Raw genomic sequence first — 26154 nt, 5'->3', positions numbered from 1 at the left:
CGACGAGGGTGAACAGCATGGTGAGGACGACCGCCGGCCGGGGGCCTTCCGTCAGGAAGACCCCCGGCCGGCGGTCGTCCCCGCCTGCCGAAACGGTGTCGGAGCCCGAAGGCTCTCAGGCCTTGGCCGGGCCCTGGAGAGAGCGCAGCTCGGCGTTCTCGCGCTCCAGGCGGGTGACCTTCTCGAGCAGTTCCTCCACGGTGTGGCGGACCTGGGCCTCTGTGTACAGCGGCGGGATGTGCTGGGGGCAGTTCCAGTCGAACGCCTCCACGTGGATGAGCAGGGCGCGTTCGGGATGCGCCTTGTAGCCGTCCGGGGTGAGCCGGGCCATCAGCTCGGGGTCGGCGGCGGCCTCCACGGCGGTGGCCCGTCCGTACATCTTCAGCCGGGTCTTGTGCGCGTAGTCCATGAGGAAGAGCGCGACCCGGTCGTCGTGGTCGATGTTGCCGCGGCTGATGTACTGCCGGTTGCCGCGGAAGTCGGGGAACCCGAGGGTGTGTTCGTCGAGGGCGCGCAGGAAGCCGGGCGGCCCGCCCCGGTGCTGGATGTAGGGCCAGCCGCTCTCACCGACGCTGGCCAGGTAGAAGCTGTCGCGGAGGCTGATGAAGTACCGCTCGTCGGGGCCGAGGGGCTCGCGCTCGGCGGTGGGGCCGGCGGTCCTGGGCCCGTACGCGCGATAGCTGCCGTGCAGGCGCTGATGGCCCTGGACCTTGGGCGAGAAGGCGATCTGGGCGTAGCGGTCGGTCATGGTCCGGCTCCTGTTGTCCAGCTCTCTGGGTGGCGGCACGCGGCCCGTGCGCGGGGGGAGGCGCACACGGGCCGCGTGAGGGTGGTGGCTTCGGGCCTTCGAGCCCTTCGCGGGCGGGGGCGCGGGATCAATTGTCGTGGCGGACGACCGGCCAGTCGATCTCGGTCCCGGCGCCCTTGTTGAGGAAGTTCGTGAAGACGTTCAGCGCGACGTTGGCGATGACCTCGGCGATCTCGCCGTCGGTCAGTCCGGCGGCACGGGCGTTGTGCGCGTCGGCGTCGTTGATGCCGCCCTTCGTGCGCAGCACCGCGTCGGCCAGGGTGAGGACCGCCTGCGCCTTGGCGTCGGCGGACTTGCCGCGGCGGGCGGCGGCGGTCTCCGAGTCGTCCAGCTTGGCGACATTGGTGGCCAGGTAGCTGTGGGCGGAGAGGCAGTAGTCGCAGCCGTTGTCCTGGGCGACGAGCAGCGCGATGCGCTCGCGCTCCGGGGCCGACAGCGAACCCTCGCCCAGGGCGCCCGAGAAGCCGAGGTACCCCTTCAGCACGGCGGGGCTGTTGGCCATCGCCTTGGTCATGTTGGGGGTGACGCCGAGGGCCTTCTGCACGCCGGCCAGCAGTTCGGCGGCGGCACCGGTGGCGGACTCGGGCTGGATCAGGGGCAGACGGGACATGTCGGTACCTTCCGGGCGCGTGTGGTGCTCGTTGGCGGTCGGGGCCTGGGTCTGCTCGGTGTCGCTCTTGCGGAACAGGGCGCGGAACACGGTGGTCTCCCGGTGCGGTGGGGTGGACCGGACGAGTGGACCGGTCTGGACAGTACGGGAAGTTCTCACGGTTGCAGACGCTTGCAACCAATAGATCGGCGGAAGCTATTCCCGCCCCGGAGAGAGGAATCCCGAGTGAAGGTCCGCAACTCGCTGCGCTCACTGAAGAAGAAGCCGGGAGCGCAGATCGTGCGCCGCCGCGGCAAGGTGTACGTCATCAACCGCAAGGACCCGCGCGGCAAGGCACGCCAGGGCTGAGCCCCTCCCCGCCGCGAGGCGACGGTACCGGGCCGGACCCCCGCGGAACGGGGGTCCGGCCCGGTATCGGAAAGTCCGCTGAGACCATCGGCGCAGCCGGTGAACTGATCTCCGGAGAGTCCGATTTCAGCCATGCGGGATGCCGTGGTCCACCGGCCCTATTTTTCACTAACGTCTTCTCCAGGACGCGGCACCGCCGCCCCCGAAACCACGGGGGCCTTGTGTGCGGACAGTTCGCGAGCCGCCCCCCACGCCGAGACGCCTCGGCCGGCGCCTCCTTGAACCAGCGCTGCTTTTCCGCACGTTCCGTGCTCCACACCTTTCGTGTTCCACGTGTTCCGTGATTCCGCGTGTCTTGGAGAGGACGAGTTACATGAGTTCCAGAATTGCCCGTGCCGGCCGGAGCCGCATATCCGGCGCTGTCGCCCTGCTGATGGCGGCCGGCTCCCTCGCCGTCGCGTCGCCCGCCGCCGGTGCGTCCACGACCGAGGCGATACCCGCCCCCGGAGGCACGAACGCGAATGTCGCGTACGCCTGGAACGTGTACACGGTCGACGCCGTGATCAAGGCGTCCGGCGGGGCCACGGCGCCGCCCGTGGGCGCCCGCTACTTCGCCATCGTGAGCACCTGTGTCTACGACGCCTGGGCCGCGTACGACGCCACGGCGGTCGGCACCCGGCTCGGCGGCACCCTGCGCCAGCCCGCGTACAAGCGCACCGCCGCGAACAGGACGAAGGCCGTCAACTACGCCGCGCACCGGGCGCTCGTCGACCTCTTCCCCGCGCAGAAGAACAGCTTCGACGCCAAGCTGAGCGCCATGGGCGGCGACCCGGCCAACAACGAGGTCAACACGACCACCCCGGCCGGCGTCGCCCACAAGGCCTGCGACGCCGTCTTGGACTACCGCCACACCGACGGCGCCAACCAGCTCGGCAACCCCCCGTACTCCGACCCGAACCCGGACTCGTACGAGTACACCAACGGGTACATGGACTACGACAACTTCGACAAGACCACGGTCGTGGACCCGTACAAGTGGGCGCCCATCCGCAAGAACGGCGTCACGCAGAAGTTCATCGGCTCGCAGTTCCCCACCGTGAAGCCCTTCGCGATGCGGAGCGTCGACGATTTCCTGCCGCCGGCGCCGCCGGCGTACAACTCGGCGGAGCAGCAGGCGGCCGAGGCCGAGCTCATCAACCTCAACGCCAACCTGACCGACAAGCAGAAGGTCATCGCCGAGCACTGGATCGAGGCCGCGATCTCCCCGACGGGGCACCAGAACGAGTGGGCGCAGTTCGTCTCCCGGCGTGACCAGCACACGCTGGACGAGGACGTGAAGATGTTCTTCGGCCTCAACCTGGGCATGGGCGACGCCGGCATCGCGATCCGCAACTCCAAGAAGCACTACGACATCGCCCGCCCGATCTCCACCATCCGCTACGACCACGCGGGCACGCAGATGCAGGGCTATGCCGGCCCCGGCCAGGGCACCCAGACCATCGACGGCGGCGACTGGAAGCCGTACATCTCCACCCCGGCCTTCCCGGCCTACGTCTCCGGCCACTCCACCTGGGGCGCGACCGCGGCCGAGTACCTGAAGCTGTGGACCGGCAGCGACGCCTTCGGTGACTCCTACACCATGCAGGCCGGCGCCTCCACCATCGAGCCCGGCACCACCCCGGCCCAGAACGTGACCCTGCGGTGGAACACCTTCAGCCAGGCGGCCGAGGAGGACGGCATGTCCCGCCTGTACGGCGGTGTCCACTGGAGGTACGACAAGGAGCAGGCCCAGGTGCTCGGCATCGACCTGGCCCGCAACGCCCACAGCGTGGCCCAGGGCTACTTCAACGGTCAGGCGCCTGCCACTTCCTGACCCGCGCTCACGCCGCGGCCGGGACGCCTCCTGACCGGCGACGGCTCACGGGCCCGCCACCCACACGGTGGCGGGCCCTGCGCCATGCCCCCCGGCCGGCCGCCTCCCGGCCCGGACCGCCCGCACTTGACGGAGTGTCGGGGCCGAGGTGGCGGGGCCTGCCACCCTCCCGCATCGTCGTGGTGGCGCCGCGCACAGCGAAGTTTTTTCTGGACGGGCGGAATAACGCTCTAACCGTTAAAGTTGAGATAGAGAGTTAGGCGCCACAGAGCGCGAAGAAGGAGGAGAAGGAGCGTCATGAAGATCCACGTCGACAGGGACCTGTGTGACAACCACGGACAGTGTGTCTTCGCCGCCCCCGAAGTGTTCTCCTTCGACGACGACGACTACCTCGTCCACCAGGAGGAAGCCGGCGACGACCTGCACGAGAAGGTCGCCAAGGCCGCCGCCGTCTGCCCGGTCCGCGCCATCACCTTCACCGGCGGCCCGCAGGAGGCCGGCGCATGACCGGCCGGCACGCGGCCGCCACCGGCCCGGGCATCGTCGTCGTCGGCGCCTCACTCGCCGGAGTACGCGCCGCCCGCGCCCTGCGCGAGCGGGGATACGGCGGCCGGCTGACCCTCGTCGGGGACGAACCGCACCTGCCCTACGACCGGCCGCCGCTGTCCAAGGAGTTCCTGACGGGCCGGGCCGACGCCGAACGCGTCCGGCTCCCGCTCGAAGGACTGGACGCGGACTGGGCACTGGGCCGGGCCGCCGCACGGCTCGACTCGGAGCGCCGCGTCGTCGTCCTCGTCGACGGTACGGAGCTGCCGTACGAGGGGCTGGTGATCGCCACCGGCTCCCGCGCCCGCCCCTGGGGCGCCGGCGCGCCGCGCCACGGCGTCCACACGCTGCGGGGACTCGACGACGCGCGTGCGCTCGGCACGGCGCTGGCCCGCGGCGGGCCGCTCCTCGTCGCGGGCGCGGGCTTCGTGGGCACGGAGGTCGCCGCCGCGGCGAGGGCCGCCGATGTGCCGGTCACCCTGGTCGACAGGGACGCCCGCCCGTGGATCGGGCGCTTCGGCGACGAGGCCGCGGCCTTCGTGGAGCGCCTGCACCGGGACGCGGGCGTGGACCTGCGCTGCGGCACCCTGGTGGAGACCCTGAAGGGCGACGACCGGGTGACCGGGGCCGAGCTGTCCGACGGGACGTCCGTGGCGGCCGACGCCGTGGTCGTCGCCCTGGGCGCGGTGCCCGCCACCGAGTGGCTCATCGGCTCGGACATCGCCCTTGACGACGGCGTACTCGTCGACGCGTACTGCCGGGTGCTGCGCACGGACGGCAGCCACCTGCCCGGCGTCGTCGCGGCCGGGGACGTGGCGCGCTGGCCCCATCCCTGGATGCCGGGGCGCGGACTCGCGCTCGGGCACTGGAGCAACGCCGTCGAGCAGGCCGAGGCGGCGGCGGCCACCCTGCTCTTCCCCGACGACCCGGCCGCGTACCGGCCCGTGCCGTCCTTCTGGTCCGACCAGTACGGCGTCAAGTTCCGCTCGGTGGGCCTGCCGGAGCTCGCCGACGCGGTCGAGGTGCGCGAGCAGAGCGTCGAGCGCCGCCGCCTCGACCTGGCCTACTACCGCGACGGAGCACTCGTCGGCGCCCTGACCGCCAACCGTGCGGCCCGGACCGCCTCCTACCAGGCACAACTGGCGGCGGCCCTCGTTACGGCTCCGGACGCGCCACCCGCCGGCCGGCAGCCCGCCACCACCTGACCGCCGGCCCGGAGCTCCCCCGATACCCCCACGAAGAACCGCACCACACGCACTTCCGGGCACCGAGACCCGGACTTCACCAGAAGGAATGTGACTGACATGACCACCCTGCAGACCGGACACGTCGGCATCAACGTCACCGACCTCGAGCGCTCTCTCGCCTTCTACACCAAGGTCTTCGGCTTCGACGTCATGGGCGAGGGCAAGGAGGAGGGCCGCCGCTTCGCCTTCCTCGGTCGTGACGGGAAGCTCCTCGTCACGCTGTGGCAGCAGTCCACGGAGGGTTTCGACGCCACCCGCGCAGGACTGCACCACCTCTCCTTCCAGGTCGAGTCGATCGAGGACGTGAAGTCCGCCGAGCAGGTGCTGCGCGGAGTGGGCGCCGAGTTCGCCTACGACGGAGTCGTCCCGCACGGTGAGGGCGCTGCCTCCGGCGGCATCTTCTTCGCGGACCCCGACGGCGTCCGCCTGGAGATCTACGCGCCGTCCGGCGCCGAGGGCGAGGCGGCGCCCACGGCGGACGGCCCCACCTGCGGCTTCTTCTAAACCACGGCACCGCGCGACCGCGCAGCCGGTCGACCGCGCAACCGGTCGACCGCGCAACCGGTCGACCGCGCAACCGCCGCGAAGAGAACCCGTATCCCTCTGTCCGCCACCCCGACCGAACCCGGAGAGCATGTCGTGGCCACTTATCACAGCGGAGAAGTAGCCGTACAGGAACGCGCGGGCCTTCGGCAGTACGCCGAGATGGCGCTCGGCGGCATCGGCTCGACCGTCCCGGACATCGCCGCGGAGTTCCTGCTCCAGCAGCCGATGGTCGTGCTCGGGGCGGCGGACGAGGCGGGCCGGATGTGGGCCACGGTCCTGGCGGGTGAACCCGGCTTCCTGCGAGCCGTCAACCCGATCACGCTGACCGTCGACGCCCGGCCCGCTGCCGACGACCCGCTGGCCGGCGTCCTCGCCGCCACCGCCCGCGTCGGAATGATCGCCATCGAGCCCGCGAACCGCCGCCGGATGCGGATCAACGGGCTCGCCCACCCCACCAGGAACGGGCTCCAGGTCGATCTCCACCAGGTGATCGCCAACTGCCCCAAGTACATCCAGAAGCGGGACTTCACCCTGCTGCCTCCCGATGAGCAGGCCCCCCGCTCGACCACCACCGGCACCGCGCTCACCCCCGATCAGCAGTCCGCCGTCGGCGGGGCCGACACCTTCTTCGTCGCCACCGCCTCCCCCGAGGGCGACGCGGACGCCTCGCACCGCGGCGGCAGCACCGGCTTCGTGCAGGTGCTCTCCCCCACGCATCTGCGCTGGCCGGACTACGTGGGCAACGCCATGTTCCTCACACTGGGCAACCTCGCGCTCAACCCGGCCGCCGGCCTGGTCTTCCCGGACTGGCGGACGGGCACGCTGCTGCACGTCACGGGCAGCGCGCACACCGACTGGGACGCCGACTCGGCGGCTCAGGTCCCCGGAGCCCAGCGGCTGGTCGACTTCCACGTCAGCGAGGTGCGCGAGGTACGGGGCGCGGTGCCGCTGCGCTGGACCGACCCCGTCTTCTCGCGCTTCAACCCCCCGGTGCCCACGGGGTCCTGACCCCGCGCCCTCCCCGGGGCGCGCCGCTCCGCCACGAGCGTCGGAGCACACCGCCGACTGACCGTCTCCTCCCCCGCAAGCCTCCGGGCCCGCACCGTTTCGGTGCGGGCCCGGAGGCTTTTGCGCTGCCCCTCGTGAAGGGCCGCCGGCCGCCGAATGCCTGCTCAAGGGGCCGGCGGCCGACTTCGTCAGGTCCCATCGGCTGCACCGTTGGCCCCCCATCGGATAGACCGAGGTTCTGGGTCCAGGTCCCCCGCCTAGATTTGTTCATGACGGAGAGAGCGGCCGCAAAAAGGGCCACTGAATTCTCCGGCGGGATGAGCAGACAGCCGAATGCGAAAAGCGGCGGATGACGCGTCCAGCGTTATACGCCACACGAATTCACTCGTCCCGCTAATGGTCACACCGAGCTGGCGTATCCATTTCCCGCAGAACCTCACGCAATTACTGACCAGAGAATGGAACAAGGGGACCCCCATGTCCGAAATCGAGTACATCAAGAACGTCTTCCGGAGCGGTTTCGAGCTGACCGGAATCGAGTGGTCGACCTGGGCGGAGCCGGGCCGCGTCGGCGTCGAGCACCACGTCCTGTGGGCCCCCGACGAGGCGGCCGGCGAGCAGTCCGTCGGCCTGCTGCTGCGCTTCCCGCCGACCGCCCACGGCGACTTCCACGAGCACCTGGGCTACGAGCTGATGCTCGTCCTGGACGGCCGGCTCGACCACAGCGACGGCACCTCCTACGTCAAGGGCGACCTGGTCGTCGAGGGCCCCGGCACGGAGCACCAGATGTCCAGCGCCACCGGCTGCACGGTCCTCGCCATCCGGACCAAGCCCGCAGCGGCCCGCGAGCCGAAGCAGCCGATCCGCCCGGTGGGCGCGGCGGCGTCCGCCTGACCCACCGCACGCGCCGGCCCGCCGGTGTCCGCCCCGCCCCGCCCCAGGAAAGAGAGAGGTCCATGTCTGTGCCCGCCCGACCGAGGGACGCCCGGCCTGCCACCCGGCACGGCGGCGGCCGTCGCGTCCTGGTCTCGAGTGTCTCCTCCGACTCCCACACCTGGAACCTGGTGTTCCTGCAGCTGCTGCTCGAAGAGCTCGGCCACGAGGTGGTCAACGTCGGAGCCTGTGTCCCGGACGAGCTGCTGATCGCCGAGTGCCGCCGCACCGACCCCGACATGGTGGTCGTCAGCAGCGTCAACGGCCACGGACACCTCGACGGCAGGCGTCTGATCGGCCGGCTGCGCGCCGAGCCCGACCTGCGGCACCTGCCGGTGGTGATCGGCGGGAAGCTCGGCACCAAGGGCGCGGAGAACGGCACGTACGGACCGGAGCTGATGGCGGCGGGCTTCGACGCGGTCTTCGAGGACTCGGAGGGCATCGCCCCGTTCCGCCAGTACCTCGCGGGCGCCTCCGAGCAGACGGCGCTAACGGCGGGCCCCGCGGCTGCCGGAGCGGCGGGCCACCTCGCCCTCACCGCGGTGATCACCTCCGAGCGCACCCCGCTCACCGCGACGGTCCCGTCCACGGCGACTCTCACCACGGGAGGTGCGGCATGAGCGCCGCCGATCTCACCCCTCGCTCCCCGCGCTCCCCGCAGTCGCCGGGGGCCACGCCGGCCCCCGCCCGGCGGGCCTCCACCGCCCCCTTCGGGGCGACGGTGGCCGCCGCCGCGGCCGCCGGGCGGCTCGTCGTCCAGCCCCGGATGGGCATGCCGACCGTCCCCGCGATGCAGGAGGGCCTGCGCGCCGTCCGCGCGGCGAACGCCACCACCGTCGGCACGGTCACGCTCGACAGCTACACCCGGGTCGGCGACCACGACTCGGCCCGCAAGGCCCTCCGCGACGGCAGCGACCTCAACGGCTTCCCGATCGTGGCGCACGGCGCCGACACCACGCGGGCCATGCTCGCCGGAGTGACGGACGGCGACTTCGCGATCCAGGTACGCCACGGCTCCCCGCTCCCGCTGGGCATCGTCCAGGCGCTCCTGGACGCCGGCCTCGACGCCACCGAGGGCGGCCCGGTCTCGTACTGCCTGCCCTACAGCAGGACCCCGCTGGCCGAATCGGTCGACGCCTGGGCCCGCGCCTGCGAACTCCTCGCCGAACGCGTGGAAGGGGCCCACCTGGAGAGCTTCGGCGGCTGCATGCTGGGCCAGCTCTGCCCGCCCAGCCTGCTGGTGGCGATCTCCCTCCTGGAGGGCGTCTTCTTCAAGCAGCACGGCCTGCGCTCGATCTCCCTCAGCTACGCCCAGCAGACCAGCTTCACGCAGGACATCGACGCGATAGCGGCCCTGCGCCACCTGGCCGGCGAGTTCATCGGCGACACCCAGTGGCACGTCGTCCTCTACACGTACATGGGAGTCTTCCCGCGTACGACACCGGGCGCGCTCGCCCTCCTGCGCAACAGCGCGGTCCTCGCCGCGACCACCGGCGTCGAGCGGATGATCGTGAAGACGCCGGCGGAGGCCCACCGCATCCCGACCGTCGCCGACAACATCCAGGCGCTCGAGGAGGCCGCCCGCGCCTCCGAGGACCTGATCGTCTTCGGCGACCGCCCGCTGCTGAGCGGCGGCGGCGCGGGGGCGGACATCAACGACAACCCCGTGTACGCGGAGGCCCGCGCCCTCGTCGACGCGGTGCTCGAACTCGACCCGGACGTCGGCAGGGCCCTGCTGAAGGCCTTCGCCAAGGGCTACCTGGACGTCCCCTTCTGTCTCCACGACGACAACGCCCAGCGCACCCGCGCCCACATCGACGAACGGGGCGCACTGCAGTGGCTGTCGGTCGGCTCGATGCCGCTCCGGGCCAAGAGCGCGACGGGCGCCGGCCGCCTGCGCGCCGACGACTTCCTGGACATGCTCGGCCATGTGCAGCGGCACTTCGACCAGGCGGCGCTGGAGTCCCGGAACCCGTCCACGGCCGCGCAGCCCACGCTCGCCCCCTCCACGTTCTCCACTACCGCCCTCGCGAAGGACTGAACGCCCGTGTCTGCCACCAGCAACAGTGACGCCACTCCCGCCACCCCTCTCTCACTCGCCGTCATCGGCACGGGCCCCCGCGGTATCTCCGTGCTGGAGCGGCTGGCCGCCCGCCTCGCGGACGGCGCGTACGCGGACCGCCCGGTCAGGATCCACGTGATCGACTCGGTGGAGGTGGGCGCGGGCCGCATCTGGCGCACCGACCAGGACGACTGGTTCACCATGAACACGGTCGTGGGCCAGGTCACCATGTACTCCGGCGCCCCCGACGACGGTCCCGCCCGCCCCGGCGCCGGCCCCTCGCTCGGCCAGTGGATCGAGGAGCGCGCCCGCACCCACGGCGAGCCCCCGCTCGGCCCCGACGACTACGCCTCGCGCCGGCGCTACGGCCAGTACCTCCGGTCCGTCTACGCCTCGATCGTCGGCCACCTGCCCGAGCACGTCGAGCTGACGGAGGTCAGGGGCCGGGTCTCGGGCATCGTGCCGCGCCCCGAAGGGGGTTACGTGCTGGAGCTCGACGGCGCCCCGTACCTCGTCGACGCCGACAAGGTGCTGCTCGCCACCGGCCACCCGCAGAACGAGCCCGACGACTTCGAGAGCCGCATGCTCTCCTTCGCCTCACGCCACGACGGCGTCCACTACATCTGCGGCGACTCGGCCGCGGACATGGACCTCGGCGAGAAGGTGATCCCGCCGGCCTCCACGGTCGCCATCCGGGGCCTCGGCCTCTCCTTCTACGACGTGATGCTGAGCCTCACGGTCGGCCGCGGCGGCACCTTCGCCCGCGACGCCGACGGCACCCTGCGCTACCTGCCCAGCGGCCTGGAGCCGCACATCGTCACCGGCTCGCGCAGCGGCCTGCCGATCCCGGCGCGCGGCCGCAACCAGAAGCGCCCCGACCACACCCACCGCCCGCTGTTCCTCACCAAGGAGGCGGTGGCCGAGGCCCGCAGCCGCCGCCTGGAGGCCACAGGAAGCGACCGGCTGCGCTTCGCCGAGGACGTACTGCCGCTGCTGACGAAGGAGGTGGAGCACGTCTACCAGGAGACGCACCGGCGCAATGGCGGCGCGGACGGTGAACTCCCGCCCCTGGACCTGCACTCCCTGGCCCGCCCCTTCAAGGACGCGCACTTCTCCTCGCCCGACGAGTTCCGCACCCACCTCCTGAAGGTCATGGGCGCCGACCTGGAGCAGGCGGAACTGGGCAACGTGGAAGGCCCGTTGAAGGCCGCACTTGACGTACTGCGCGACATCCGCAACGTCGTACGCGAGGCCGTCGACTACGGTGGGCTGCACCCGGACTCCCACTCGACGGAGTTCGAGCGTGACTTCCTCCCGGTGAACTCCCTGCTCTCCGCGGGTCCGCCGGCCGAACGGGTGGAGCAGCTCGTGGCCCTGGTAGCCCAGCAAGTGGTGGAGGTCGTGGGCCCCGCGACGCGGTTCGCCCCGGACGAGGAGGCCGGCGGCTTCCTGGTCTCGTCCGCCCAGGTGGAGGGCTCGGCCCGGATCGCCACCTGTCTGATCGACGCCCGCATCCCGACCCCGGACCTGCGCCGCGACACCTCCCCGCTGACCCGGACGATGCTCGCCGACGGCCTGGTGCGCGAGTACGTCCGCGCCGAGCCGAAGACCGGCGCCCAGGTCACCACGGGCGGCCTGGACGTGACCCGGGCTCCCTTCCACGTGGTCGACGCCGACGGCACGGTCCGCCCGGACCTGTACGCGCTGGGCATCCCGACCGAGCACGCCCGCTGGTTCACCCAGGTGGGCAGCGGGAAACCGGGCCTGAACACCCTGTTCCGGCAGGACGCGGACGCGATAGCCGCGGATCTGCTGCGGGCGGACGTGCCGGCGAGTGCGGCCGCGCCTGCTCAGACACCCGCTCAGGCACCCGCTCAGGCACCCGCTCGGACCGCTGCTCAGACCGCTGCTCAGGCACCTGCTCGGGCATCTGCTCAGGCGACGGTCCCGGGACCGCGTGCGGCGACCACGACCGGGACCGCGACCACGACCGGGACCGCGACCGCTGCCGGGACCGCGACCACGAGGATCCCGGCGCCGCGTGCGGCCGCCGCCACCGCGGGGAGGGCGTCATGAGGACCGGCACACCCCACAACCCCGAGGCCACCGCCGCCTTCCGCGCGGCCCGTGACACCCTCCTGAAGCACAGCACGAACCCGGACGCGGCGACGGCGGAGTTCCGCTGGCCGCAGCTCGACCGCTTCAACTGGGCGCTCGACTGGTTCGACGCGCTCGCCGCGGCCCCGGAGTCGGCCGAGCGGCCGGCGCTGAGACTGGTCGACGCGGCGGACCCGGCCCAGGACCGGAACATCACCTACGCACGACTCTCCCGGCGCTCGGACCAGGTGGCGCACTGGCTGCGGGAGCAGGGCGTACACCCGGGCGCCCGCGTCCTGCTGGTCCTCCACAACCGCCTCCCGCTCTGGGAGACGATGCTCGCCGTGATCAAGCTCGGCGCGGTGATCGTGCCGACGTACGCGACGGCGACGCCGGACGACCTGGCGGACCGCCTCTCCCGGGCGGAGATCACCCACGTACTGGCCGAGTCCGAGCTGACCCCGCTCTTCGACGGGCTGAAGGGCTCCTGGCAGGGAATCGCGGTCGGACGGGCGGTGACCGGCTGGCTGGCGTACGGCGACTCGTACACCGCCCCGACCACCCCCTTCACTCCGGACCGCGAAAGCCTGGCGACAGACCCCCTGTTCCTCTACTTCACCTCGGGCACGACCTCGCGCCCCAAGATGGTCGAGCACACCCACGCCAGCTACCCGGTCGGCCATCTGTCGGGCATGTACTGGAACGGCGTACGGCCCGGGGACGCACACCTGAACATCTCGGCGCCGGGGTGGGCGAAACACGCGTGGAGCTCCTTCTTCGTCCCGTGGAACGCGGGGGCGACTGTGGTGGCCATGGACACGTCGCGGGCGACCTCCGCGGACATCCTGGAGGTCCTGCGCACCCGCGGCGTGACGACCTTCTGCGCACCGCCGACGGTCTGGCGCGGCCTGCTCGCGGAGGGCCTGGGCGAGACGCCGGGGCTGCTCCGGGAGGCGACCTGCGCCGGCGAGCCGCTGGAGGCCACGCTCATCGACCGGGTGGCACAGGCCTGGGGCGTGTACGTACGGGACGGCTACGGCCAGACCGAGACGACGGGCCAGATCGGCCACACGCCCGGCCGCCGCCCCGAGCCGGGCACGATGGGCCGCCCCCTGCCGGGCTACCCGATGGCGGTCGTGGACCCGAAGACGGGCCGCCCGGTGGCGCCCGGCGAGACGGGCGAACTCTGCGTCGAGCTCGGCGAGCAGCGGCCGCTGGGCCTGATGACGGGCTACCTCGGCGACGACCGCAAGACGGCGGCGGCGTTCGCGAACGGCTACTACCACACAGGGGACTTGGTCCGCCTGGACGCGGACGGCACGACCCTGCGCTACGTCGGGCGGGACGACGACATGTTCAAGTCCTTCGACTTCCGCATCTCGCCGCTGGAACTGGAGCGCGTCCTGCTCCGCCACCCCGCGGTCGCGCAGGCGGCGGTCGTACCGGTCCCGGACCCGGTCGGCATGTGGATCCCGAAGGCGTTCGTGGTCCTCGCCCCCTCCTGGCCGGAGCCGGCGGAGACGGCCGCCCGCGCGATCCTGGCCCACGCGGCGTCGGAACTCCCGGCCGAGAAGCACGTGAAGGCCCTGGAGCTGACCCCGTCCCTGCCCACCACGATCTCCGGCAAGATCCGCAGAGCGGCGCTGCGGGAGGCGGGGACCCTGGGAGGCACGGAACTCCGCCTGGAGACGGCCTGACCCGGCGGTCGCCCGCTCGGGGCCGGGCCCGCTTCCGGCCGGGCACTCCTCCGGCCGGGCACGCTCCGGGCCGCCGGGCCCGGTTCCCGTACGGCGACGGCCGCGGGAACCAGCCCCGCGACGCGACCGGAATCCGGTCAGGCCGGCAGCGCGTGCAGCATCTCGCCGTGCAGAGCGAAGATCTGCTTGCCGTCGGTGGCCACGAGCCAGGCGTGGTAGTCGCCGGACCCGTCGTTGAACGTCCAGCGCAGGGCACCGGTCCTCGCGTCGAACGCGTGGACGCCGCCCCGCTTGTCGAGGTCGGTGGCACCGTAGAGCGTGCCACCGGCCTTGACGAACTGCCGGGGCACCGGGGCGCCCGCGTCCGCGAGGCCCTTTGCCTGCCAGATCTCCTTGCCGCTCAGCGGGTCGAGAGCCCACAGCGTCTTGCCGCTGTCCGCCGTGTAGAGCGTGCCCTCCACCACCGCCGGCTCCTTGAAGGTGGCGAACTGCTCGGTCCGCACCGTCCACTTCACGGCGCCGTCCGCCAGGCCGAAGGCCTGGAGTTCACGGCCCTGCGGGACGATCACGAGGTCCTGGTGGACGGCGAAGACACCGTAGTTCGTCTTCGTCGTCTTGTGCGTCCACACCTGCCTGCCCGTGGCGGTGTCGCGGACCGTGAGGTTCTTCTTGAAGTCGGTGTAGACCAGGTGCCGGCCCCGTACCGCGGCGTGGACGCCCGTCTGCTCGGTGCCCAGATCGCGCTCTTCCTTCCACACCACCTTGCCGGTACGGCTGTTCAGCGCCGCGATCACATTGGTGTGCGAGGAGCCGTCCTCCTCCAGGATCTCGGCGATGACGTACACCTGCTCGTCGTCCACCGCGACCGGCCTCGGCTGCCGGTACTCCTTGCCGAGGCGGCTGCGCCAGGTCTCCTTGCCGGAGGCGGGGTGGTATCCGGCGACGGTGCCGTCGTACTTGCCGCTGGCCAGGTACAGGGTGCCGTTGCCGAGCAGCAGGGGCGCGCCGGGCGTGGCGCCGTCCGCCAAAGACCACCGCTTCTCGCCGCTCGCCCCGTCGAGGGCGTCGAGTGGCTCGCCGCTGGCGATCACCAGGCCGTCCGTGGCGACGAGTTCGTCGTTGTCGCCGTACGTCTTGGCGGCGGTCCGCCTGGTCCACAGCGGCTCGGGCGCCCGCCCGCCCTCGGGGGCGGCGCCCTCGGAGGGCTTGCCGTCCCCGGGGGCGGCGCTCTTGGAGGGCTCACCGCCCCCGGAGCCCGCGCCGTCGGTCACGTCGTCCGTGCGGCAGCCGGCTGTCCCCGCTCCCAGAATGGCCAGCGTGAGCCCTCCGCCGGCCAGTCGAAGCGCCTGACGCCGGGAGGACCTGCCGACTATCGCGGAGTTCCTCTTGAACATGTCGTACCCCCGTGGAGTCGCTTGAGCAGAAGATCAGCAGACCTTGCCGCACCGGTGCGCAGGGCCTGCGAGCAGGCACGTTAGCCGCCGAGAGCCGGTGCCGGGCTCGGCTGTGCGCGACGGGGACGAGACCGTGAACCAACCGGGACATGCGCCAAGGTGGACAAAGCTTCCATCGCGTACGACCGGCCGACGACCTACGACAGCCCGGCGCGGCCGTCGTGGTGGTGAGCGCCTGCGCATTCATCGCCGGATACCGAGGGGGACCGTGCCCGCGCTGCTGACCGGCGGCACCGTCACCGGGCCTGACGGAGGCGGGCCTGACGGGGGCGGGCCCACCGTTCAGTGCGGTGCCGGCTGCGGGTCCAGGGCGTTGGCGACGGTGCAGCCGCCCTCTCCGGGCATCCGCCGGATCCGGGACGGCACCCACACCTCGGTGGCACCCGGGCCCACGCGGGCAAGAAGGCAGTCCTGCGCGTCGAAGCCGTTGCCCTTCACCGACAACAGAACGCCGACCCGGCCGCCGAGGCGGACAGCCCACCGCGCCTCGTCCCGCGTGGGCCGTGGATCGGCGGCAGCATCCGGGAGCTGCGGATCCGCCCCCGAGGGCCCGGCGCAGACCCCGCGCCGGCCGATCCAGGTCACCTGGGATGTGCGGGGCACCACCGTAGGGTCGGTTTCCGGGGGATCAGGCGCGTCGGCCCCATCGGTCCGCGCATCAGCGCCCGCCCGAGCCTCGATCCGGTACCCTGTGGGTCGAGCGCCCAGGCAGGCGCTGCGGCATGCCACCCAGGCCCCGCCGCAGCCGCCGGCCAGGACACTCAGGGCTTGCCGCAGAGACCTGGTCACGACCGGTTCGCCGCGTTCCGTGCAAGGTTTCGATCAAGCCCCGCCTTCGTAGCTCAGGGGATAGAGCACCGCTCTCCTAAAGCGGGTGTCGCAGGTTCGAATCCTGCCGGGGGCACCAGCTCAAAGGGGCTTCACCTACCCATTTTGGTAGGTGAAGCCCCTTTGACATCCACGTCTGACATCAACGGGAGCGGTCACTCACGGCCGGGCCGCCTCTTGAGCAGCCGGTCCATGTGGCTGATCGCCTCGCGCTGCGTGTCCTGGACGACGTGCGTGTACACGTCCATCGTGATGCTGATCTGGCTGTGCCCGAGGATCTCCATCACGACGCGAGGAGCGACCCCGGCAGCGGTGAGCAGGGTGGCGCAACCGTGCCGGGCATCGTGCAGCCGGATGACGCGGAGGCCGGCAGATTCGGCGACCCGGGTGAAGGACCGGTACACGTTGCGCGGCTCGACCGGGCGACCAGTGCGGGTGGCGAACACGTACCCTCCCTCGTCCCATGACTTTCCCGCGCGCAGCTTGGCGGCGGCCTGGCGCATCCGGTGCCAGCGAAGCGGCGCGATGCACATCGCCGGAAGCGGCACGGCCCGGCGACGGCGGCCCTTGGGGTCGTCGTTGTAGAGGACGCCGCGCCGACGCTGGGTCTGCTGGCGGACGTAGAGCACGCGCTTGTCCAGGTCGACGTCGACCCAGCGGAGACCGATGATCTCGCCCCGCCGCAGACCCATGGCGATGGCGAGGACGAAGGCCGCGTACAGCGGGTCCTTTCGAGCGGCAGCGAGGAAGTCCAGCGTCTCGTCGAGGGACCACGGGCTCAGCTCCCGGGACTTTGCCCGGGGCGGCTCGACGAGGCTCGCCACGTTGCGGGTCACCAGTTCCTCGCGACAGGCAGCCGTCAGGGCCGTGCGCAGCACCCGGTGCGATTCCTTGGCAGTGGCCGCGGTGGTCTTGTTCTCCAACTGGACGAGAAAGCGCCGGACATCGGCCGTGCCCAGGGATTCAAGCCGCTTCGAGCCAATCATGGGCACGAGGTACAGCCGGACGTGCGCCTCGTACTTGTCGTACGTGCTGAGCTTGCGGCGCGGCTTGATGATGTTGTCCAGCCAGTACGGCAACCACTCGGAGAGCCTGGCAGAACGGGTCGGCACGGGCACGCCCTGGTCGACCTTGTCGAGCAGGTCCCGGCGCTTGGCGTCGCACTCGGCCCAGGTCTTGCCGTAGGCGAACTTGCGCGCGCGGGTGCCGTCAGGTTGGAGGACGTAGACAGCGGCCTGGTAGCGGCCGTCCTTACGCTTGGTGATCGTGCCCGCGCCGTTGGGGTTGCGCTTGCGCTGGGACGCCATCAGGCGGCCTCCTCGATCTCGCGGGTGATGAAGTCCCGCAGTGCGTCTGCCGGTACGCGCCGGGCGCGGCCGATGGTGATGGAGGCAAGGCGGCGCGAGCGGATCAGGTCGTAGACCGTGGAGCGTCCGAGCCGCAGTCGGGCCATGACCTCGGGCACGGTCAGCAGTTCGGTAGTGGCGGTGGTCATGCTGCGGCTCCTTCCATGTCGGTGGTGTCGGGTGTGAGTGAGGCGGCGAGCCATTCCTCGGCGCGGCCGAGTCCGGTTCCCGCGAAGGTCCAGTGCTCGAGGACGAGGGTGGTGTCGTCGTCCTGCGGTTCGGCCGGCACGGTGTTCTGGTCTTCGCGGGCGATGGCGGCTTGGAGGCGTCGCCATTCGGCGCGGGCAGTGCGGAGTGCGCCGAGGGTGGTGGAGTAGCGGCGGGTCTTGGTGGAGAAGTGGCCGCGGAAACCGAGCATGTGGGCCCAGGCGCGAAGGCGGAGGTCTTCCAGGTCTTTGCGGGCGCCGAGGGTCCAGGCGGTGCGGATGAGTCGGCGGGCGTGTTCGGGGATGGACTTGCGGCCGAGTTCGGCAAGGAACTTGATCGGGCGGTCGAGGGTGCCGGTCGCTGTCTCTGCTCCTTTGGTGGCGTACTTGGCGATGTAGGCGGCGACGGCTCGTTCGGTCAGTTCGGCGGGGCCGTCGAAGTCGGCCGAGCGGACGGGGCGGATGTCGAGCTGGGTGCCGAACGCGAAAGTGTGGGCGCGGCCGTCCACGACGGGGCCGGGCACGTCAGCAGCGGTGGCGGCGGCGCGGATGGCGTCGGCGAGGAGTTCGGCGGTGGCCCAGGCCGGGGGCGGGGTGTCGCCGCCGTCGGGGCCGTCGAGGCGGATCACGGCGTGGAAGTGGATGGCGCCGCGGCGCTGGTATTCGGCGACCTTGGCGAAGGAGACGCGGGCGTGCTCTTTGAAGGCGCGTTGGGAGAGTCCGGCGCGCTTGGCGACTTCGCGGCGCAGGTAGATGGAGAACCGGGCCCAGATCTTGGAGGCGTGCGCGTTCCAGAGCACGGCTGCTTCGTAGTCGTAGCGTTCGGGGTCGAGCGGGGTGCCGAGTTCGGGGGCGTCGGTGGGGTGGGTGGTGCCGCAGCGGCAGCGGCCGTTGGCAGGGCGGTTGTGGACGGGGCCGAAGCTGGGGGCGGTGAAGGTGGCGAATACCCGGGGGTGGGTGGCGACGCGTTCGGGGGTGCCTTTGCCGCCGCGCAGTCCGGCGGTGATGAGCTGGTAGGTGTCGCGGCGGTAGGTCTCGGCGCAGGCCGGGCAGCGGGTCGTACGGCGGTTGTTGCAGCGCACGAGGAGGTTCCCGGCGGGCAGGTCGGCCGCGGTGAGGTGGTGCAGGATCTCGCCGGTGGTGGTGTGGACGTCGGTGCGGTGGCCGTCGAGGCGGATCGGGGTGGTGCAGCCGCCCAGGCCGCGCAGTTGGCGCATGAGGCCGGGCATGGTGCCGAGCGAGGCGAGGAAGGCGAGGTCACGCAGCGGCGGCGGTGTCGTGGTGGTGGTCAAGGCAGAGTCCTCCTCTCGAAGGTCGGAATAGGGGGCGGGGCACCGGCCGGCAGAAGTGCGGTCGCGGTCGGTGCCCCGGCGAGGGGTTAGCGGTGGGGGCAGGTGTTGCGGTGGTCGATCCACTCGGCGACCAGGTCGCGGACGTTGTCGTCACCCCTGGTGCGGCCGGTGGCTCCGCAGCGGCAGGCGTAGGAGCCGGTGGCGGGGAAGTCCCGGGCGGGTTTGGCGACGTGCACGCCGGGTTGGCCGGTGGTGGGGGCGAGGTCCGCCATGGCGGTCAGCTCGTGAACGCGGCGTCGGCGGCGTTGTCGAGGAGCTGGCGCAGGGGCGGGACGGTGCCGGTGCCGTGGCAGGTGCGGCAGTGGGCGGTGATGGTGCGGCGCTGGCCGTTGCGGTCGCGTCCGCCGAGGGTGATCGAGGCGGAGGCGAAGCCGTCGCAGGACGGGCAGATACGGGCCGGGGCAGGGCGGTGCTGCATGATGGGTAGTCCTTCCGGTTGATGAGATCGGGTTGGGGCTGGCCGTCCGGGCGGCGGAGACTTGGCGGTTTCAGGGCCGCCCGGAGGGCCGGTCAGCGACGGCGCGCGGTGCCCGTGGTGCCGTTGACCATGGAGCGCAGGACGACGGCGCAGACGGCGACCGAGGCGGCCGTGATGGCGACGGCGAGGAGCATGGAGACGAGGACCGCGCCGACGACCAGGACGACCGCGGCACCGCCGCCGACAGCGACCAGAAGGCCGGTCGGGCTGAGCCGGACCGCGGGCGCCGACTGAGCGACCGGGGCCGGGACGACGGCCGGGGCCGGAGCAGTGTGCTGGCAGGCGCAGGCGGTGGCCTGGTGCTGCTCGACCGGGGCCGGGTGGACGAACGGGGCAACGATGCCGGTCGGTTTCGGCATGGTCGGGATACGCGGGCGGAACATGGTGGATCTCCCTTCTGGCGGGTCTGGGCTGGTTACTTGGTGGTGCCGTTGACGGCGTCGACGCCGGTGCGGGTGCCGGATTCGATGGCCGGGGCGAGGAAGGTGTCGGCGAGGAGGAAGCCGCCGAGGAGGAGCACGACGATGAGCCAGGTCGGCGGGCGCATGAGCTTGATGCCGAAGTAGCCGAAGATGGCGACGAGGATGATCAGCGGAAGTTCGACGTTCACGACGGGCCTCTCGGGTTAGTTGGCGCGGCAGCGGTGGGTGCGGGCGGCGAGCTGGGCGGCCGACTGGGTGGAGAAGTCGGCGGACCAGCCGCAGTTGTCGCGAGAGCAGACGGCGGCGTGCTTGGTACGGCCGTGCCGATCGCGGTGAGTGCCGATCTGCACGGGGCCGATCCGCATCACGGAGTGGAAGAAGTCACGGGCGGGCATGGTGGTCAGTCCTCCGCTCGCAGGCTCAGGCCGGGGAACTCGGCGAGGATGCGGGCGGCGTCGGCCGGGCCGGTGGCACGGTCGGCAGCTTCTTCGGCGAGCAGCCGGGCCAGGGTCGTGCGACCGGCACCGGCCATTTCGCGTGCTGCTGACAGGTATTCGTCTCGGGTCGGTTCGTGTCCGGGCATGAGGGCTGTCCTTTCAGGCGAGGTGGGCGGCGAGCTGGTCGGCCATGGGGCCGGGCAGGCCCAGGCGGTCGCGCAGGGTGGCGGCGTCGATCGGGTTGCCGGTCGTGGCGCGGTGGGCGTCGGCGAGTTTGCGGGCGTGGTCCACGAGCGCGGGCGGCACATCAGCCGGGGCCGGTGCGGCGGGCAGGGCCGGGACCGGCTCCGGGGCGGGTTCGACCGCATCCGTCACGGGGGCGGGGTCGGGTTCGGCCGGCACAGTCACCGGCTCGACCACCGGCAGTGGCTCCGGCTCGGCAGACTCAGGCGCGGGGTTCGGGGTGGTGGGTGAGTGGACGAGGAGGGTGCCGCCGAGGAAGGCCAGGGCGGGCCATCCGGCGACGAGGATGCGCAGCCAGTCGGGCACGTCGTTCAGGTCGAGCAGGCCCGCGGTGGCGACGTTCGCGCCGAGGGACGCAGCGAGGGCGACGGCGAACCAGGTCCACGCGGCGCGGGCGGGTTCGCCCTGGGCGCGCAGGGTCCGCAGGCGTCGCCAGGCTGCGACGAGCAGCAGGTCGACGGAGACGGGGTAGGCCCAGGCTTTCCAACCGTCCTGTCCGGCAGCGGCGGCGAGGTCGTGCAGGTGGGCGAAGGACAGGGCACCGGCGATCACGGCTTGCACGAGTACGGCGTCAATGCGGATCGAGCGGAACATGAGTCTTCACCTCCTTGAAGGAGTTGAGGCCGGGGCCGGGCGAGGCGTGGTGGGCCGGTCGCCGGGCCCCGGGAGCCGTTTCGGGCATGGCGGGGGTAGGGACATGGCGCGAAGTGGTCACGCCAACCGGATGGAGCGGAGAGATCAGGCGGTGAGAGGCTTGGCCGCCGAGGCCGGGGCCGGGATCTCGATCGGGGCCAGGTCCGGCAGGACCGGGCGGAAGGACTCCAGGCCGTCGAGGACCGGGGTGCGGTGAGCGTTGGCGGTGCAGGCGTTCACGGCCTGGCGCATCGTCGTGAACGGCGTACGGATGCGGACCCAGCCGCCCGTGGAGTCACCGGCGACAGCCAGGCCGGGCCGTTCGACCGGGATTTGTGTGGTGGCGAGCACGGCATCGGGGGAGATGTCGCCGAACGCCATCTTGGCGGAGGCTTCATCGTTGACCCGGTGCGAGAGGCGGCCGGTGAGCTGGGAACGGAGCATCGTGATTCCGTCCCCGAGTTCGGCGCCGAAGCGCTGCCCGCAGATCTCCACGTAGATGCCGGCAGCCCGGCCGAGCTGGACCAGGCGGACGAGGGCGGTGATGATCCGCTCGCGGCGCTTCTTCTCCGCCGTGTTGGAGAACAGCGCCAGTTCGGCGACCTCGTCCACCAGGAGGACGACCGGCACCGGCCGCAACTCTTCCGGCAGGCCCCACAGGTCGGCGGTGATCTCCTCATCCGGGGTGTCCGCACTGATGCGCTGCTCGCGCCGGATCACCTGATAGGTGTCGGCCATGCGCTGCACGAGTGCTTCCAGCAGGTCGGCGGCATCGTCCGGGTTGTCGGCCAGCGCGGAGAACCGGCGGACCAGCGGGGCGAGTTCCACCCCCTGCTTGCAGTCGATGCCGACCAGCGCGACATGCCGGGAGGCGAGTTCCTTGACCAGGTGGCGTTGGTAGACGGACTTGCCCGACTTCGTCGCACCGAGGTTCAGCGAGTGCGGCACCTCCCGGTAGTCGCGGTAGTGAACTGCCCCGTCCTCCCGCAGCGCGACCGGAACCCGGAGCCCTTCCCGCTCGACCTTGGCGGGCATCTGCACCCGCTCCAGCACGTCGTAGCCGGTCATGCGCAGCTCGACCACACCCGACTTGATCTCACGGGACGTGACGCTGTGCATGGCGAACGAGTGCCGCAGCCGGTCCGTGGAGGCCACGAAGTCGAACGCGTCCTGACCGGGCCGGAGCTTGACCCGCAGCACCAGGCCGGTGCGGGTCGGACGGAAGCTGAGGATGCGCGGCGGCCGGGACGCGGGCGCCGGCCGATTGGTGAGCCGGGCGAGGGTGAGCCGCAGCCGGGACGGCGGAACGGTCAGCCCGCACGCCTCCATCACCGAGGCGTACCGGACCACCACCCGGAGCGTGGCGAGGGTGACGCCGATGCTCAGCCAGTACCAGGCCGGGCGCAGCCGCCGCAGCACCAGGGCTACGGCGACCACCACCAGGCTTAAGAGGAGGAGCGTCGTGGTCGACATGCCGCTCAGCCCTTGGCCGACGGGACGACGAGCGCGACCGCGCGGAAGGCGATGCCGAACCGCTTCTCACCGTTGAAGGTGTTCTCCCAGTCCCGCGCCTTGAGGCCGACGACCTTGACCGGCATCCCCAGCGTGATCCCCTCCGGGACACCGGTCTCCGGGATCGAGACGGTGTAGAGGTTCGCCTCACCCTCGTCCGCGATGGTCAGGCCGACCGTCATCATCTTCGCGCCGGTCTCCCGGTCGACCGCGATCTCCCCGGTCTGCTTGTTGATGACCTTCGCCTTCGGCTCCACGGCGACGAAAACGACAGCGGTCGAAGTGTCGATCTTGAACGATGACATGATGGAAGCTCCCTGATAGGGGCGGAAGCGGCGGCTTGCTTGGCGGTAGGGCGCCGCTTCTGCGTTGGCTTGTGGGAGTCCTGCGACAGCACCGCAGGACGTTCGCGTTCCAACTGGTGCGCACCAGTAGATTGCATCTGGTGCGCACCAGCTGTCAAGCGTTGCCGCCGTCCGGTTTCTCAACTCGCCTTCTTGCGACACTTCTAGAGAAGCGCGCCGCTCAACCGCCCGGTAGCCAACAGAGGTTCACTGCCGACCCGTTAACCCGGCCTGTTAACCCCTGCCGACCTGCGCGGATGTGAGGCATGCTGCTGTAGAGCTGTCAGACCACATGCGGGGGCGGTACAGGTGCTCAACCGGCTGCGAGAGGTGAGGAACGGGCGCGAGTGGTCCCAAGCGCGTCTCATCCACGAGATCGAGCAGTTCGCGAGACGCCATGCGCTCGACATCGGCTCGACCGCCAGCCTGCGCGTCTACGTCTCGGAGTGGGAGAACGGTAAGCGCCCTATCAGCGAGCGCTACGCGCAGATTCTGCGGCCCGTCTTGGGCGTCACCGATGAGGAGCTGTTCGGCCGGCACAGTCCGACCGCGCCGCCCCCGGCAGTTGGCGGCTATGACGAGCTGATCAGCCGTATCGACTCGGCCCGCAACGTCAGTCTCACCATGGTGAAGACCTTCATGGACCAGACCGAGTTGCTGCGCACGGTCGACCGCCAGATGGGCGCGGCAACGCTCGTTGATCAGATGACCGGGCATCTGGCGACCCTCGAAGACGCCTTGACGTTTGCCGTCCTGCCCGAGACCCGCCGTCCGGTAGCTCTAGCCCTGGCTGGTGCCGCCACCCTCGCAGCTTGGCAAGCCCTCGATGCGGGAGGCGTCGAGAGAGCTTGGCGCCACTACGAGTTGGGCAAGCGGGCAGCGCAGGAGGCAGGCGAGCCGATGTATCTCGCCCACGCCACGGCCGAGCAGGCGTACGTGCTTAACGATGCAGGCCGCCCAGAGACCGCGGTCGCTCTCGTACGCGAAGCCCATCGGCTGGGCGGGAGCCAGGTATCGCCACGGTTGCAGGCATGGCTGTACGCGGCCGAAGCGGAACTCTGCGCCAACGCGGGCATGGTTGATGACTGCCGGCGGGCACTCGAAAAGGCCGACGCAGCCCTGCCCGACGGGGCGGAGGCCCGCGACCCGGACATGTTGAGCATCTTCCTGAACGGCGGACACTTGGCCCGGTGGCGCGGAAGTTCCCTCGCACTGCTGGGCGAGGACGACGCGCTCAGCAGTCTGTACACCGCCCTTGATGAAGCCGACCCGACTTTCATCCGGGCCACCTCAGGGCTGCGATGCAACCTTGCCCAAGCTCACCTTGCGCGCGACGAGCATGACCAGGCGCAGGAGCATCTACAGCAGGCCCGGTTGCTGGCGAAGCGCACCGGATCTGTCCGCCACTTGCGCCGCATCGAGCAGCTCACGCAGAGGCTGTAGGAGCCGCCTGCCGACGCGAGGCCAGGAGATGGAGCAGCGCCACGAGAGTGCCGGAGCCCATGAGTTCATCCCTGGCCATCAGGCCGGGGATGTCCGACAGCGGCACCCAAGCGACGTGCCCCGCTTCCTCGATGTCGGTGGGGTCGCCGACGTGCTGAGCACCCTTGCCGACGAAGATCTCATGTGGTGAGTCGACCATGCCCACCATGGGCTGGTAGGTAACGACGTGATCGAGGGAATCGGGACGCCAGCCGGTCTCTTCCTCAACTTCGCGAAGCGCGGTGGCATGCGGATCTTCGCCCTGGTCGACAATGCCGCCGGGTAGCTCCCAGCCCCACTTGTCCGGGACGAAGCGATAGCGCCAGAGCATGAGCACCCGGTCCTGGTCATCCACCACAGCGGCGATCGAGACGTGATGAAGGCGGACGACATGATGCTCGAAGCGCTGGACACCGGGCGGCTCGACGTCGACAAGCGCCAGCTTGACCCAACGGTTGTCGTAGACCGTCCGCTCGCCGTGGATCTGCCAGGACTCCATGTCAGCCGGGCGCTCGACGCTCACCTCACGGGACGGCACCCGGTAGGAGCTACGGGCGAACGACTCGATGACGTTCTCTGCGACGAGCTTCGCGAGCACCGTGCGCAGCTGCGTGCGGCCGATCTCTAGTTCCTTCTCAAGGGTGCGCTCAGAGGGCAGCTTCTCGCCGGGCTTGAGCCTGCCCGAGGCCACCCACTCGCGAATCGTGCGGTAGACCCGCTCCGACTTCGGTCCCATCCTTTGAGCCCACTCCCTGATGTCATCAGCTGGCGCGGACCAGCGTAGCCGCCGGGGCTGACCGCCAACAGGTGACGATCACGGGTCCAGGGCCGCCGCGGATGCGGTGAGTAGAAATCTTCTTTACGGGTTCAAGGCGGCTCGCTCCGCTCGCCGCGCGCGGCCCCGGCTCCAGCGCCGGGCCCCGACGCTCCTGTCTCCGCCCCGCTCCGGGCCCCGGCTCCGCCGGCCGCGCGGCTAGAGCGAGCACACCTGATGCCGTGGACGGTAGCCCGCTGTGGCTGGGGCGGTCGGCTCCACGGCTTTAGGCAGCCACCATGGGGCGAGCCTCGAAGATCGGGGCCCACATCGGGCTATTACCGGGCAGGTCCACAGACTGCCCGATTTCGCTGACCAGCGTACGGGCCCCGATCTCTCGCCCCATGGCAGCTCCCGCCCAAAGCCGCTCCACCGACCTCGGTGGGTCAGTCCCGGTCGTGAGATGTACCCCGCAAGTGCTGCCGGACCAGGATCAGCAGACTGGGCCAGAACCCGATGAGGACAGCGAGCGCCAGGGGGACGCTGGGCACAGCGAAGTGCAGGAACGCGACGCAGGCCGCACCGATGGCGATGCAGCCACCGGCGATCAGAATGGTTCGTCCGTGCATGGTGCCCCCAGTCAGCCCGACCTGGGCAGCATAGGAGAGCTGGTGGGGCGGCCACCATGTACGTGCCCGAAGCGTGCCCGGTGTGAACCGCGGCAGCGGGGAACCACGGGAACAGCGGTCGTTCAGCCGGTGGCGCGCAGGTCAGAGAACCCCCAGCTCAGAAGCCATCCGCATCCATGGTCTTCCAAACAAGTGCACCAGACGATGGACGGCCACTCTTGACCCGGGCATGAAAACTCCACTGACTTTGACGATAATC

Annotated in this window: 30 protein-coding genes and 1 tRNA gene; 13 read left to right on the top strand and 18 right to left on the bottom strand. The window is 71.0% G+C overall.

The features are described 5' to 3' along the window. Nucleotides 1–115: 115 nt before the first annotated feature. Together ACFYOP_RS07310 and ACFYOP_RS07305 are read right to left on the bottom strand one after the other, a co-directional pair. Entirely contained in the window at nt 116–748 is a 633-nt protein-coding gene (locus ACFYOP_RS07310) for a pyridoxamine 5'-phosphate oxidase family protein (RefSeq protein WP_356896332.1), read from the bottom strand. 127 nt (nt 749–875) lie between these two features. Beyond that, nucleotides 876–1508, bottom strand: coding sequence for a carboxymuconolactone decarboxylase family protein (locus ACFYOP_RS07305; RefSeq protein ID WP_356896330.1), 633 nt, complete (start codon nt 1506–1508; stop codon nt 876–878). Nucleotides 1509–1643: 135 nt separating this feature from the next. Here ACFYOP_RS07305 and ykgO point away from each other — a divergent pair, with 135 nt between their 5' ends. The 11 genes from ykgO to ACFYOP_RS07250 all read left to right on the top strand — a co-directional run bounded on the left by ykgO (nt 1644) and on the right by ACFYOP_RS07250 (nt 13775). After that, nucleotides 1644–1766, top strand: coding sequence for a type B 50S ribosomal protein L36 (gene ykgO, locus ACFYOP_RS07300; RefSeq protein WP_356896328.1), 123 nt, complete (start codon nt 1644–1646; stop codon nt 1764–1766). Between the two features lie 373 nt (nt 1767–2139). Continuing rightward, nucleotides 2140–3639, top strand: a complete 1500-nt coding sequence (locus ACFYOP_RS07295; protein WP_356896326.1) for a vanadium-dependent haloperoxidase — start codon at nt 2140–2142, stop codon at nt 3637–3639. Nucleotides 3640–3936: 297 nt separating this feature from the next. Next, nucleotides 3937–4146: a ferredoxin gene (locus tag ACFYOP_RS07290; RefSeq protein ID WP_356896324.1), complete on the top strand. Its 210-nt coding sequence runs from the start codon at nt 3937–3939 to the stop codon at nt 4144–4146. Then, on the top strand, nt 4143–5390 hold the full coding sequence (locus tag ACFYOP_RS07285) for an FAD/NAD(P)-binding oxidoreductase (protein ID WP_356896322.1): 1248 nt from the start codon (nt 4143–4145) through the stop codon (nt 5388–5390). Before ACFYOP_RS07290 ends, ACFYOP_RS07285 begins: the two co-directional genes overlap by 4 nt. A gap of 99 nt (nt 5391–5489) precedes the next feature. Continuing rightward, entirely contained in the window at nt 5490–5936 is a 447-nt protein-coding gene (locus ACFYOP_RS07280; protein ID WP_356896320.1) for a VOC family protein, read from the top strand. A 135-nt stretch (nt 5937–6071) separates the two neighbouring features. Continuing rightward, a complete protein-coding gene (locus tag ACFYOP_RS07275) occupies nt 6072–6986 on the top strand; it encodes a pyridoxamine 5'-phosphate oxidase family protein (RefSeq protein WP_356896318.1) in 915 nt (304 codons plus the stop codon). Nucleotides 6987–7463: 477 nt separating this feature from the next. After that, a complete protein-coding gene (locus ACFYOP_RS07270; protein ID WP_356896316.1) occupies nt 7464–7880 on the top strand; it encodes a cupin domain-containing protein in 417 nt (138 codons plus the stop codon). A 62-nt stretch (nt 7881–7942) separates the two neighbouring features. Next, a complete protein-coding gene (locus tag ACFYOP_RS07265; RefSeq protein ID WP_356896314.1) occupies nt 7943–8539 on the top strand; it encodes a cobalamin-dependent protein in 597 nt (198 codons plus the stop codon). After that, the gene (locus ACFYOP_RS07260) at nt 8536–9960 is read left to right on the top strand and encodes a methylaspartate mutase (RefSeq protein WP_356896312.1); all 1425 of its coding nucleotides are present in this window, start codon (nt 8536–8538) and stop codon (nt 9958–9960) included. The genes ACFYOP_RS07265 and ACFYOP_RS07260 overlap by 4 nt, the downstream gene beginning before the upstream one ends. Before the next feature lie 6 nt (nt 9961–9966). After that, a complete protein-coding gene (locus ACFYOP_RS07255; RefSeq protein WP_356896310.1) occupies nt 9967–12057 on the top strand; it encodes an FAD/NAD(P)-binding protein in 2091 nt (696 codons plus the stop codon). Next, nucleotides 12054–13775 (top strand): AMP-binding protein, encoded by a 1722-nt coding sequence (locus ACFYOP_RS07250; protein ID WP_356896308.1) that lies wholly within the window; start codon nt 12054–12056, stop codon nt 13773–13775. Before ACFYOP_RS07255 ends, ACFYOP_RS07250 begins: the two co-directional genes overlap by 4 nt. A gap of 137 nt (nt 13776–13912) precedes the next feature. Here ACFYOP_RS07250 and ACFYOP_RS07245 read toward each other — a convergent pair whose 3' ends face one another. Both ACFYOP_RS07245 and ACFYOP_RS07240 read right to left on the bottom strand, forming a co-directional pair. Beyond that, nucleotides 13913–15169, bottom strand: a complete 1257-nt coding sequence (locus tag ACFYOP_RS07245) for a PQQ-binding-like beta-propeller repeat protein (RefSeq protein WP_356896306.1) — start codon at nt 15167–15169, stop codon at nt 13913–13915. 342 nt (nt 15170–15511) lie between these two features. Continuing rightward, on the bottom strand, nt 15512–15832 hold the full coding sequence (locus tag ACFYOP_RS07240) for a hypothetical protein (RefSeq protein ID WP_356896304.1): 321 nt from the start codon (nt 15830–15832) through the stop codon (nt 15512–15514). A 228-nt stretch (nt 15833–16060) separates the two neighbouring features. Between ACFYOP_RS07240 and ACFYOP_RS07235 the strand changes: the two genes are divergently transcribed. After that, a tRNA-Arg gene (locus ACFYOP_RS07235) sits at nt 16061–16136 on the top strand. Between the two features lie 76 nt (nt 16137–16212). On the opposite strand, the gene ACFYOP_RS07230 is transcribed toward ACFYOP_RS07235, so the two are convergent. The 12 genes from ACFYOP_RS07230 to ACFYOP_RS07175 all read right to left on the bottom strand — a co-directional run bounded on the left by ACFYOP_RS07230 (nt 16213) and on the right by ACFYOP_RS07175 (nt 22991). Next, the gene (locus ACFYOP_RS07230; RefSeq protein ID WP_356896302.1) at nt 16213–17364 is read right to left on the bottom strand and encodes a site-specific integrase; all 1152 of its coding nucleotides are present in this window, start codon (nt 17362–17364) and stop codon (nt 16213–16215) included. Then, a complete protein-coding gene (locus ACFYOP_RS07225; RefSeq protein ID WP_356896300.1) occupies nt 17364–17552 on the bottom strand; it encodes a helix-turn-helix domain-containing protein in 189 nt (62 codons plus the stop codon). Before ACFYOP_RS07225 ends, ACFYOP_RS07230 begins: the two co-directional genes overlap by 1 nt. Next, entirely contained in the window at nt 17549–18838 is a 1290-nt protein-coding gene (locus tag ACFYOP_RS07220; RefSeq protein WP_356896517.1) for a replication initiator, read from the bottom strand. The genes ACFYOP_RS07225 and ACFYOP_RS07220 overlap by 4 nt, the downstream gene beginning before the upstream one ends. A gap of 149 nt (nt 18839–18987) precedes the next feature. Continuing rightward, the gene (locus ACFYOP_RS07215; protein ID WP_356896298.1) at nt 18988–19173 is read right to left on the bottom strand and encodes a hypothetical protein; all 186 of its coding nucleotides are present in this window, start codon (nt 19171–19173) and stop codon (nt 18988–18990) included. Nucleotides 19174–19178: 5 nt separating this feature from the next. Further along, on the bottom strand, nt 19179–19379 hold the full coding sequence (locus ACFYOP_RS07210) for a hypothetical protein (protein WP_356896296.1): 201 nt from the start codon (nt 19377–19379) through the stop codon (nt 19179–19181). Between the two features lie 92 nt (nt 19380–19471). Beyond that, a complete protein-coding gene (locus tag ACFYOP_RS07205; RefSeq protein WP_356896294.1) occupies nt 19472–19822 on the bottom strand; it encodes a SpdD-like protein in 351 nt (116 codons plus the stop codon). A 32-nt stretch (nt 19823–19854) separates the two neighbouring features. Further along, a complete protein-coding gene (locus ACFYOP_RS07200) occupies nt 19855–20049 on the bottom strand; it encodes a hypothetical protein (protein WP_264244360.1) in 195 nt (64 codons plus the stop codon). Nucleotides 20050–20064: 15 nt separating this feature from the next. Next, complete coding sequence (locus ACFYOP_RS07195) at nt 20065–20256, bottom strand: mobile element transfer protein (protein WP_356896291.1); 192 nt, start codon at nt 20254–20256, stop codon at nt 20065–20067. Nucleotides 20257–20261: 5 nt separating this feature from the next. Beyond that, nucleotides 20262–20393, bottom strand: a complete 132-nt coding sequence (locus ACFYOP_RS07190; protein ID WP_388451018.1) for a hypothetical protein — start codon at nt 20391–20393, stop codon at nt 20262–20264. A gap of 64 nt (nt 20394–20457) precedes the next feature. After that, nucleotides 20458–21135 (bottom strand): DUF2637 domain-containing protein, encoded by a 678-nt coding sequence (locus ACFYOP_RS07185; protein WP_356896287.1) that lies wholly within the window; start codon nt 21133–21135, stop codon nt 20458–20460. Nucleotides 21136–21279: 144 nt separating this feature from the next. Then, nucleotides 21280–22647 (bottom strand): FtsK/SpoIIIE domain-containing protein, encoded by a 1368-nt coding sequence (locus ACFYOP_RS07180; protein ID WP_356896285.1) that lies wholly within the window; start codon nt 22645–22647, stop codon nt 21280–21282. 5 nt (nt 22648–22652) lie between these two features. Beyond that, nucleotides 22653–22991, bottom strand: a complete 339-nt coding sequence (locus tag ACFYOP_RS07175; protein ID WP_264244424.1) for a hypothetical protein — start codon at nt 22989–22991, stop codon at nt 22653–22655. 348 nt (nt 22992–23339) lie between these two features. Here ACFYOP_RS07175 and ACFYOP_RS07170 point away from each other — a divergent pair, with 348 nt between their 5' ends. Next, nucleotides 23340–24473, top strand: coding sequence for a helix-turn-helix transcriptional regulator (locus ACFYOP_RS07170; protein ID WP_356896283.1), 1134 nt, complete (start codon nt 23340–23342; stop codon nt 24471–24473). Here ACFYOP_RS07170 and ACFYOP_RS07165 read toward each other — a convergent pair. After that, nucleotides 24457–25248, bottom strand: coding sequence for an NUDIX domain-containing protein (locus tag ACFYOP_RS07165; protein ID WP_356896281.1), 792 nt, complete (start codon nt 25246–25248; stop codon nt 24457–24459). The genes ACFYOP_RS07170 and ACFYOP_RS07165 overlap by 17 nt on opposite strands. A gap of 464 nt (nt 25249–25712) precedes the next feature. Then, nucleotides 25713–25895 carry a hypothetical protein gene (locus tag ACFYOP_RS07160; protein ID WP_356899214.1) on the bottom strand — a complete coding sequence of 61 codons (183 nt, stop codon included), beginning with the start codon at nt 25893–25895 and terminating at the stop codon, nt 25713–25715. Nucleotides 25896–26154: the final 259 nt, after the last annotated feature.

This window comes from Streptomyces sp. NPDC006294 (assembly GCF_042870895.1).
Lineage (GTDB): Bacteria > Actinomycetota > Actinomycetes > Streptomycetales > Streptomycetaceae > Streptomyces.
The sequence above is the reverse complement of the archived record's forward strand: the minus strand, read 5'-3'. Positions and strand labels throughout refer to the sequence as shown.